This is a genomic window from Enterovirga sp. (assembly GCF_035325185.1).
Classification (GTDB): domain Bacteria; phylum Pseudomonadota; class Alphaproteobacteria; order Rhizobiales; family Beijerinckiaceae; genus Enterovirga.
Genome location: NZ_DAOLAJ010000042.1, coordinates 23,879 through 32,054, shown reverse-complemented (window position 1 = coordinate 32,054; position 8,176 = coordinate 23,879). Strand labels below are relative to the sequence as shown.

7 protein-coding genes and 1 pseudogene are annotated in these 8,176 nt (G+C 69.1%); 1 reads left to right on the top strand and 7 read right to left on the bottom strand.

Features of this window, described 5'->3' with window-relative positions:
* From PKD06_RS10295 to PKD06_RS10270, 6 genes and pseudogenes are all read right to left on the bottom strand, one after another.
* Nucleotides 1–168: pseudogene (locus PKD06_RS10295) on the bottom strand (F0F1 ATP synthase subunit alpha); the annotation flags it as partial.
* Entirely contained in the window at nt 168–740 is a 573-nt protein-coding gene (locus tag PKD06_RS10290) for a F0F1 ATP synthase subunit delta (protein ID WP_324380080.1), read from the bottom strand. The pseudogene PKD06_RS10295 and the gene PKD06_RS10290, both read right to left, overlap by 1 nt.
* A 231-nt stretch (nt 741–971) precedes the next feature.
* Nucleotides 972–1,955 carry a nitronate monooxygenase family protein gene (locus PKD06_RS10285; protein WP_324380079.1) on the bottom strand — a complete coding sequence of 328 codons (984 nt, stop codon included), beginning with the start codon at nt 1,953–1,955 and terminating at the stop codon, nt 972–974.
* 9 nt (nt 1,956–1,964) lie between these two features.
* Nucleotides 1,965–2,390: a cupin domain-containing protein gene (locus tag PKD06_RS10280; RefSeq protein WP_324380078.1), complete on the bottom strand. Its 426-nt coding sequence runs from the start codon at nt 2,388–2,390 to the stop codon at nt 1,965–1,967.
* Between the two features lie 112 nt (nt 2,391–2,502).
* Nucleotides 2,503–3,579, bottom strand: a complete 1,077-nt coding sequence (locus PKD06_RS10275) for a phosphotransferase (RefSeq protein ID WP_324380077.1) — start codon at nt 3,577–3,579, stop codon at nt 2,503–2,505.
* On the bottom strand, nt 3,576–4,808 hold the full coding sequence (locus PKD06_RS10270; RefSeq protein ID WP_324380076.1) for an acyl-CoA dehydrogenase family protein: 1,233 nt from the start codon (nt 4,806–4,808) through the stop codon (nt 3,576–3,578). The genes PKD06_RS10275 and PKD06_RS10270 overlap by 4 nt, the downstream gene beginning before the upstream one ends.
* Before the next feature lie 209 nt (nt 4,809–5,017).
* On the opposite strand from PKD06_RS10270, the gene PKD06_RS10265 reads away from it, so the two are divergent.
* Nucleotides 5,018–6,499 carry an aldehyde dehydrogenase gene (locus PKD06_RS10265; protein ID WP_324380075.1) on the top strand — a complete coding sequence of 494 codons (1,482 nt, stop codon included), beginning with the start codon at nt 5,018–5,020 and terminating at the stop codon, nt 6,497–6,499.
* Nucleotides 6,500–6,535: 36 nt separating this feature from the next.
* On the opposite strand, the gene PKD06_RS10260 is transcribed toward PKD06_RS10265, so the two are convergent.
* Nucleotides 6,536–8,026: an alpha/beta hydrolase gene (locus PKD06_RS10260; protein ID WP_324380074.1), complete on the bottom strand. Its 1,491-nt coding sequence runs from the start codon at nt 8,024–8,026 to the stop codon at nt 6,536–6,538.
* Nucleotides 8,027–8,176 lie beyond the last annotated feature (150 nt).

Sequence of the window (8,176 nt, the reverse complement as noted above, 5' to 3'; positions counted from 1 at the left end):
TTCGAACTCGACCATCTCGCCCGCCTGGACGTTGTCGAGACCGTAGCAGCGGGCGATGCCGTCGCCGACCGACAGGACCTGGCCGACCTCGGCAACCTCGGCCTCCTGGCCGAAATTCTTGATCTGCTGCTTGAGGATCGCCGAAATCTCGGCGGCGCGGATATCCATCACCGGGCCTCTTTCATCGCAATGCGGATGGCGTTCAGTTTGGTCTTCAGGGACGCGTCGACCATGCGGCTGCCGATCTTCACGACCAGCCCCCCGATCAGCGCGGGATCGATCCTGACGTCGAGATCGACATCGGAGCCGGCCATCTCGCGGATGGCGGCCTTGATCTCGTCGAGCGTCTTGGCGGACGGCGTCTCGGCGAGGCGGACCTCCGCCGACACGATGCCCTTGTATTGCGCGACGAGCGCCCGGTAGCCCCGGATCATGTCCGGGAGGACGAAGAGACGGCGATTGGCGGCGGCGAGGCGGATCAGGTTGGCGGCGAGCCCGCCGATCCCCGCCTTGGCGAGCACCGCGTCGACCGCCTTCAACTGTTCTTCCGCCGAGAAGACGGGGCTCCTGACGAGGCGGCGCAGATCCTCGCTCTCGTCGAGCAGCCGCGAGAACCCGTCGAGATTCGATCCGACGGAATCGATCGCGTTCTCGTCGCGGGCGAGTTCGAACAGGGCCGACGCGTAACGACCGGCTACACCGGATACGCCCGGACCATCGCTTGCCTTCGTGTCTGCCACCGGTCTCTCGTCGCCTTTGCGGAGCCGCCGGCCGAAAAGCCGACATTCCCGCGTTCTTCGCCAGGTCGGGATGGAGCGCGGAGCAGGTCTGCCCGCAGCGCGGTTGCCGTATCATGCAGGTTTCAGGGGTGCAAGGAGGGATGGCGAGGTTCGTCGCGGGCTGGCGTCTTTCCCGGCACCGGCAGGGTTCCCGGGGGCGCCCCGCATCAGCCGAATGCGCCCCGCCCCGCTTCAGCTCCGCAGCCTGATGCGGCGCCCGGCCCCTTCCGCCTCGCGGTATTCGGCGATCAGCCGCTCCACATACTCCCCCGCCGGCCGGACCGCGTCGACCGCGCCGATGCCCTGGCCCGAGCCCCAGATGTCGCGCCATGCCCGCGCCCCGCCCTTCTCCTGGCCGAAATCCATCGCGACCGCTTCCATTTCGTGCAGCTTTGCCGGGTCGATGCCCGAGGCCGCGATCGAGGGGGCGAGATAATTGCCGTGCACGCCGGTGAAGACGGGGGAATAGACGATGTCCGCCGCCGCGCTCTCGACGATCATCCGCTTGTAGCTTTCCGGCGCGTTCGCCTCCTGCGTCGCGATGAAGGCCGAGCCGATATAGGCGAGATCCGCCCCCATGATCTCGGCCGCCCGGATCGCGCGGCCCGTGGCGATGGCGCCCGAGAGCACGAGCGGCCCCTCGAACCATTGCCGCGTCTCCCCGACCAGCGCGAAGGGCGAGAGCGTGCCGGCATGGCCGCCGGCCCCCGCCGCGACCGCGATCAGCCCGTCCGCACCCTTCTCGACCGCCTTGCGGGCGAAGGTCTGGTTGATGACGTCGTGCAGCGTGATCCCGCCCCAGCCGTGGACGGCATCGTTCAGGTCCGCGCGGGCGCCGAGCGAGGTGATGACGATCGGCACCCTGTGCGCCTCGCAGACCCTCAGGTCGTGCTCCAGCCGCTCGTTGGAGCGGTGCACGATCTGGTTCACCGCGAAGGGGGCGGCGGGGCGCCCGGGATGGGCGGCGTCGTGAGCCGCGAGCGCCTCCTCGATCTCGCAGAGCCATTCGTCGAGCAGCGAGGCCGGCCGCGCGTTCAGCGCCGGGAACGAGCCGACGATGCCCGCCTTGCACTGCGCGATGACGAGCTTCGGGTTCGAGACGATGAACATCGGCGCGGCGATGGCCGGGATGGCCAGCCTGCCGTCCAGGATCTCCCTCCAGCGCGACGAGGTCATCTCGTCCGCTCAGGCGGGTGAGGCGAGGGGCTTGTCCTTCTCGACGACGAAGGTGCTGACGACCCTGACCGGCTTCTCCCCGCTCTTGGCGCCGGCATGGGGGGTGTTCGGCGGGACCTGGAACGCGTCGCCGGCCTTGTAGAGCTTCGTCGGCAGTCCCTCGATGGGCAACTCGATCTCGCCTTCGACGACGTAGCCGGATTCGATGCCCGGATGCTTGTGGCGCGCGACGAACACCCCGGGCTCGATCTCGACCTCGGCGACGATCGTGACGTAGCCGGGCATCGGCCCGTCGAGCTGCGAGAGGACCTTGCGCTTGAGGCCCGCAGTCCCGGCGGGCGCCGATCCCTGCGCCGAGGCGTCGGTGGCGGCGAAGCCGGAGATCGCGCAGATCGCGCAAGAGGCGAAGCCCGCAAAGCCGCGGCGTGTCAGCATGGTCATCCTCCCGCTGCCGCCGTCTTCCCGCGCGGCCGGGGCAGCCTCCGCTCCGGCGCGCGGAGCGTCAAGGCGAATCCGTCTCCGGGCCAGGGCGATCCGTTTCACCCGTTCACAATCCGTCCCGCGCGATCTCCCAGCCCCGCTCGGCGAGGAGCCTTGCGCGCTCGCCGTGGCTGGCCGCGTCGGCCGAGGAGGCGTTTCCCTTCCTGCCGCGCGCGACCACCCCTTCCAGGATGACGGCGATGCGGAAGAGCGAGAAGGCGAGATGGAACGGCGTGATCGAATCGGTCCGCCCCGTCCGGGCGTTGTACATCGCCAGATAGGCGTCCATGCTCGGGATGCCGAGCGCGTCCAGGTCGAGGCCGCGCATGCCGCGGAAGGCGGCGGGCGAATTGATGTAGGGCAGGCAGTTATAGGCGAGGTCGGCCAGGGGATGGCCGAGCGTCGAAAGCTCCCAGTCGAGGATGCCGAGGACGCGCGCCTCGGTTGGGTGGAAGATCATGTTGTCGAGCCGGAAATCGCCGTGGCAGATGGCGGTTTCCTCGCTGTCCGGCACGTGGGCCGGCAACCATTCGGCGAGCCTGTCGATGGCCGGGTTGTCGCGGGCGGGCGAAGTCTCCCATTGCTTCGACCAGCGCCCGATCTGGCGCGCGAAGTAATTGCCGGGGCGGCCGTAGGTGTCGAGGCCGATCGCCTTCCAGTCGGCCTTGTGCAGCCGGGCGAGGGCGTCGGCCATGCCCTCGTAGATCGCGGCCCGGTCCTCGCGCGCGAGGACCGACAGCGTCGGCGACCAGAAGATGCGCCCCCGCAGGCGCTCCATGAGGTAGAAGGGCGTGCCGAGCACCGAGCGATCCTCCGTGAAGAGGAGGACGCGGGGCACCGGCACGTCCGTTTTCGCGAGCGCCTCCTGCACCCGGAACTCCCGGTCGACCGCATGGGCGGAGGGCAGAAGCTCGCCGGGCGGCTGCTTGCGCAGCACGAACTCGCCCTTGTCCGTCACGAGGAGAAAGGTCGGGTTCGACTGGCCGCCGCGCATCTGGCGCAGGTCGAGCAGCCGCGCCCCCAGCTCGTCGCCGAGAAGCTGCTCCAGCCGGGCCGTGTCGAAACGATGCGCCTCGCGCACCGGGATGGTCTCCGAGGCGGCCTCGGGCGTCTCGTGCCCCTCGGCCGGGGTATCTGCGCTCAATGCCCCGCTCCCCCGGCATTCGCTCCCTGGTGCTTCTTCAATTCGATCTTGGCGACGGTGTCGCGGTGGACCTCGTCCGGCCCGTCCGCGAGGCGGAGCGTGCGGGAATGGGCATAGGCGAAGGCGAGATGGAAATCCTCGCTGAGGCCGCCCGCGCCGTGGACCTGGATGGCGCGGTCGGCCACGCGGCAGGCGACGTTGGGCGCGACGACCTTGATCATGGCGATCGCCGCCCGCGCCGCCTTGTTGCCGACCGTGTCCATCATCTGCGCGGCCTGGAGGGTGAGGAGGCGCGCCTGGTCGATCTCCATGCGGCTTTCGGCGATGACGTGGCGCGTCACGCCCTGGTCGGCGATCGGGCCGCCGAAGGCGTTGCGGCTGAGCGCCCTCCGGCACAGGGATTCGAGGGCCCGCTCGGCGACGCCGATCGAGCGCATGCAGTGATGGATGCGGCCTGGGCCGAGCCGTCCCTGCGCGATCTCGAAGCCGCGGCCCTCGCCGAGGAGGATGTTCGAGGCGGGGACCCGCACGTTGTCGTAGACGATTTCCGCATGGCCGTGCGGGGCGTCGTCATAGCCGAAGACGGTCAGCGGGCGGACCACGGTGACGCCGGGCGTGTCCATGGGCACGAGGATCATCGATTGCTGCCGGTGCTTCTCGGCGGCGGGGTCGGTCTTGCCCATGAGGATGGAAATCCTGCAGCGCGGATCGGGCGCGCCCGTGATCCACCATTTGCGTCCGTTGACGATGTAGTTGTCGCCTTCGCGGCGAATCTCCGTGCGGATATTGGTCGCGTCGGAGGAGGCGACGGCCGGCTCGGTCATGGCGAAGCAGGAGCGGATCTCGCCTTCGAGGAGGGGCGTCAGCCATTTCGCCTTCTGCTCCTCGTCGGCATAGCGGATCAGCGTCTCCATGTTGCCCGTGTCGGGCGCCGAGCAGTTGAAGGGCTCGGCGCCGATAGGCGACCGCCCCATCACCTCGCAGATGACGCCGTATTCGACATTGGTGAGCGCGGCCGGGTCGTGATGCTTCGGCACGAACAGGTTCCAGAGCCCTTGCGCCTTCGCCTTCCTCTTCAGCTCCTCCATGATCGGCGGGATCACCCAGCGGCTCGGCTGGCTGCCGACGTAATCGTGATATTCGCGCTCGGCGGGATAGACGTGCTCCTCCATGAAGGCGGCCACGCGCTCGCGCAGCTCCTCGGCGCGCTGGCTGATCGGAAACAGCATCGGGAACTCCCACTTTCTTCACCTCGGCCCCCTCTCTGTACGAGGAGATCGACCTGGACGTCACGCGGCCTGACGTCTTCCATCCGGGGGAGGGGTCTCCCGCGAGCCCTCGGCGGCGAATGCGGTCGATCGCACCGGAGGGAGGGCCGAACCCTGTCCAAGGCTCTCGGGAGCCGCTAAACGCTCATGGCGATCTTGGAGAGGGAAGCGTGCGAACCTACCAGCTTTTCATCGACGGAGCCTATGCCGACCCGGCGGGCGGCGAATTCTTCGACACGGTCGATCCCTATCGCGGGGAGGCTTGGGCCAGGATTCCGAAGGCGGGCCGCGAGGATGTCGATCGCGCCGTGGCGGCGGCTAAGCGGGCGATGTACGAAGGCCCCTGGGCCGCGATGAACGCGACGGCGCGCGGCAAGGTCATGCGCCGGATCGGCGATCTCGTGGCGCAGAATGCCGGGCGCCTCGCCGAGATCGAGGTGCGCGACAACGGCAAGCTGCTCGCCGAGATGCTGGGCCAGCTCCGCTACCACCCGGAATGGTGGTATTATTTCGGCGGCCTCGTGGACAAGATCGAGGGAGGGGTGCCGCCGATCGACAAGCCCGAGATGTTCGCCTTCACGACCCACGAGCCGGTCGGGGTGGTGGCGGCGCTGACGGCCTGGAATTCGCCCCTGCTCTTCATCGCCTGGAAATGCGCCCCCGCCCTCGCGGCGGGCTGTGCGGTGGTGGTCAAGCCCTCGGAATTCACCTCCGCCTCGACGCTCGAATTCGCCGCGCTGACGAAGGAGGCGGGCCTGCCCGACGGCATGTTCAACGTCGTCACGGGCTTCGGCCCGGATACCGGCCAGGCCCTCGTTACCCACCCGGACGTCGCCAAGATCACCTTCACGGGCTCGGACGCGACCGGCGCGCGCATCTACGAGCAGGCCGCGAAGGACCTGAAGCGCGTCTCGCTGGAACTCGGCGGCAAGTCGCCCAACATCGTCTTCGCCGATGCCGACATGAAGATGGCGGCGGCGGGCGTCGTCTCGGGCATCTTCGCCGCGACGGGCCAGACCTGCATCGCAGGCTCGCGCCTCCTCGTGCAGCGATCGGTCAAGGACGCCTTCCTCGACCGCCTGCTGACGCTGGCGAAATCGGCCAAGATCGGCGATCCGATGCAGGCGGATACCAATATCGGACCGGTCGCGACACCGGCCCAGTACAGGAAGATCCTCGACTACATCGACGTGGCCAAGGCCGAGGGCGCGCGGCTCGTCCTCGGCGGCAAGCCGGCCTCGGGCCCGGGCCTGGCCGGCGGCCGGTTCGTCGAGCCGACCATCTTCACCGACGTGACGAACGGGATGCGCATCGCGCAGGAGGAGGTGTTCGGGCCGGTCCTGTCCGTGATCGAGTTCGAGGACGAGGCGGAGGCGGTGCGGATCGGCAACGATGTGATCTATGGCCTCGCGGCCGGCGTCTGGACGAAGGATATCGGCCGCGCCATCCGCATGTCGAAGGCTCTGCGGGCGGGCTCGGTCTATGTGAACACCTACCGGGCGGTCTCCTTCATGATGCCCTTCGGCGGCATGAAGCGCTCGGGCCTCGGCCGCGAGAGCGGGATCGACGCGATCCACGAGTTCCTGGAGCCGAAGAGCGTCTGGATCTCGCTCGCCGAGGACGCGCCCGAGAACCCCTTCATCATGCGCTGAAAGGGAGGAAGGGGCATAAGCCCCTTCCATGCGGCTCTAGCGGGCGCCCTCCGGCTCCGGCCGCAGCGCGATCGGGATCTCGTAGAGGATGTCCGAGACCGCGATGAAGGTGCTCTGGAGCATGGCGGGAAGAAAGGGCCAGCCGCTGAGCCGGCGCACTCCCGGCGCTCCGCCCGCGGGAATGTATTTCAGGGCATGTACGCGGATGCCCCTGGGCAGCGCCGCGGGTCGTCCCGAGGCCGGCGGCCCGAGGATGACGACGTCCGAGACCTCCTCGGGCCGCGCCACGCGCGAGACGGCTCTGATCGAATCGCCGAGGGCGATCACGACGGCTTTGCGGCCGACCCGGCCGGTGGCTTCGCGGATGGAGGCCGCGACGGCGCGGCTCATGGTTTCGTCGTCCAGGCTCGGCAGGAGGCCGACGCCGCTCGGCCGGTAGCCGATCGATGTGAGCCAGGCCGCGACGCCCGACAGGGCGAGGTCGCCCAGGAGGAGCGGGGGAACGAGCACGACCGGCTTTCCGTCCCCGAAGCGAAGCCTGCTTCCGAAGAAGGCCGCGTAGCCCGTCTTCGTCACCGCATCCACGAGGAAATCCTCGACCGTCGCCGGCCAGCCGAGCAGGCGTTCCATGCTCCGCCACAGGTTGTTGTGGTGGATCGAGGCAATGTCTGAGCGGTTGCGCCCCGGCCTCCGCGGGGGAGGGGATGCCTCGCCGGACGAGGCGGGCTCCCAGGCACGGGCGCCGAGGAAATCGGCGACGATCCCGGCGCATTCCTCCGGCTTCTCCCACATCAGCCTGTGGCCGCAGCCGTGCATGATGCGCAGGACGGAATCGGGGATGAGATCGACGAGGACCGTCGAGTTATGCGGCAGGACGATCTGGTCGAGGTCGCCCGTCAGCACCAATGTCGGGACGCGAAGCTCCGGGAGCCTCGACGAGGCGTCGAATTCCGAGAGGGCCTGGAACTGGAGGTCGGCCGCATGCAGGGGCGTCGGCTGCCGGATCTCCCGCTGCAACTGGCGCTCCGCCCGGTCGCTGTGCTTCAGGAGATAGTCCGAGGCATAGGTGACCTGCCACATCCGCCGGGCGACCTCTTCCGGCTCGCGCCCGTCGAGATCGCGCAGGATGCGCAGGGTCGAGAGGGGTGCGCGGACCGTGGTGGCGCCCCCGCATATGGTGGCGCAGAGCACGAGCCCCGCGACCCGCGCGGGATGGCGGCAGGCGAGTTCCTGCGCGATGCTCCCGCCCATCGAATAGCCGAGGACGTGGGCTTTCGGGATGCCCAGGCTGTCCAGCACGGCGACGACGTCGTCGGCCATGTTCGACAGCGCATATCCCTCGACCGGCTTGTCGCTGGCGCCCGTGCCGCGGTTGTCGACCGCGACGACCGTGAAGCGCTCCGCCAGGCTGTCGACGAATTCGTCCGGCCACGCGACGGCCGGAAGGCGATAGCCGATGATCAGGACGAGGGGCGGCCCGCTCCCGCGGACCCGATAGGCGATGCGCACGCCGGCGACCTTCGCCATGCCCTCCCGCGGGGGAGGGGGCGGCGATTCGAGAGCGGGAGAATTCATTCCGTGGCCTGTTCGATGGCCGTTCCGGCCAGCGGGCCGAACGGTAGGCGATGACGCGGCGTCGATCCAGAGCCGTTCCGGCCGTCATGCCGGCGGCTTCGG

Excerpts from the sequence above, each read along its gene's own strand:
- PKD06_RS10285 (WP_324380079.1), bottom strand. The coding sequence starts at position 1,955 with ATGACCTCGTCGCGCTGGAGGGAGATCCTGGACGGCAGGCTGGCCATC.
- PKD06_RS10280 (WP_324380078.1), bottom strand. The coding sequence starts at position 2,390 with ATGCTGACACGCCGCGGCTTTGCGGGCTTCGCCTCTTGCGCGATCTGC.
- PKD06_RS10270 (WP_324380076.1), bottom strand. The coding sequence starts at position 4,808 with ATGCTGTTTCCGATCAGCCAGCGCGCCGAGGAGCTGCGCGAGCGCGTG.
- PKD06_RS10260 (WP_324380074.1), bottom strand. The coding sequence starts at position 8,026 with ATGGCGAAGGTCGCCGGCGTGCGCATCGCCTATCGGGTCCGCGGGAGC.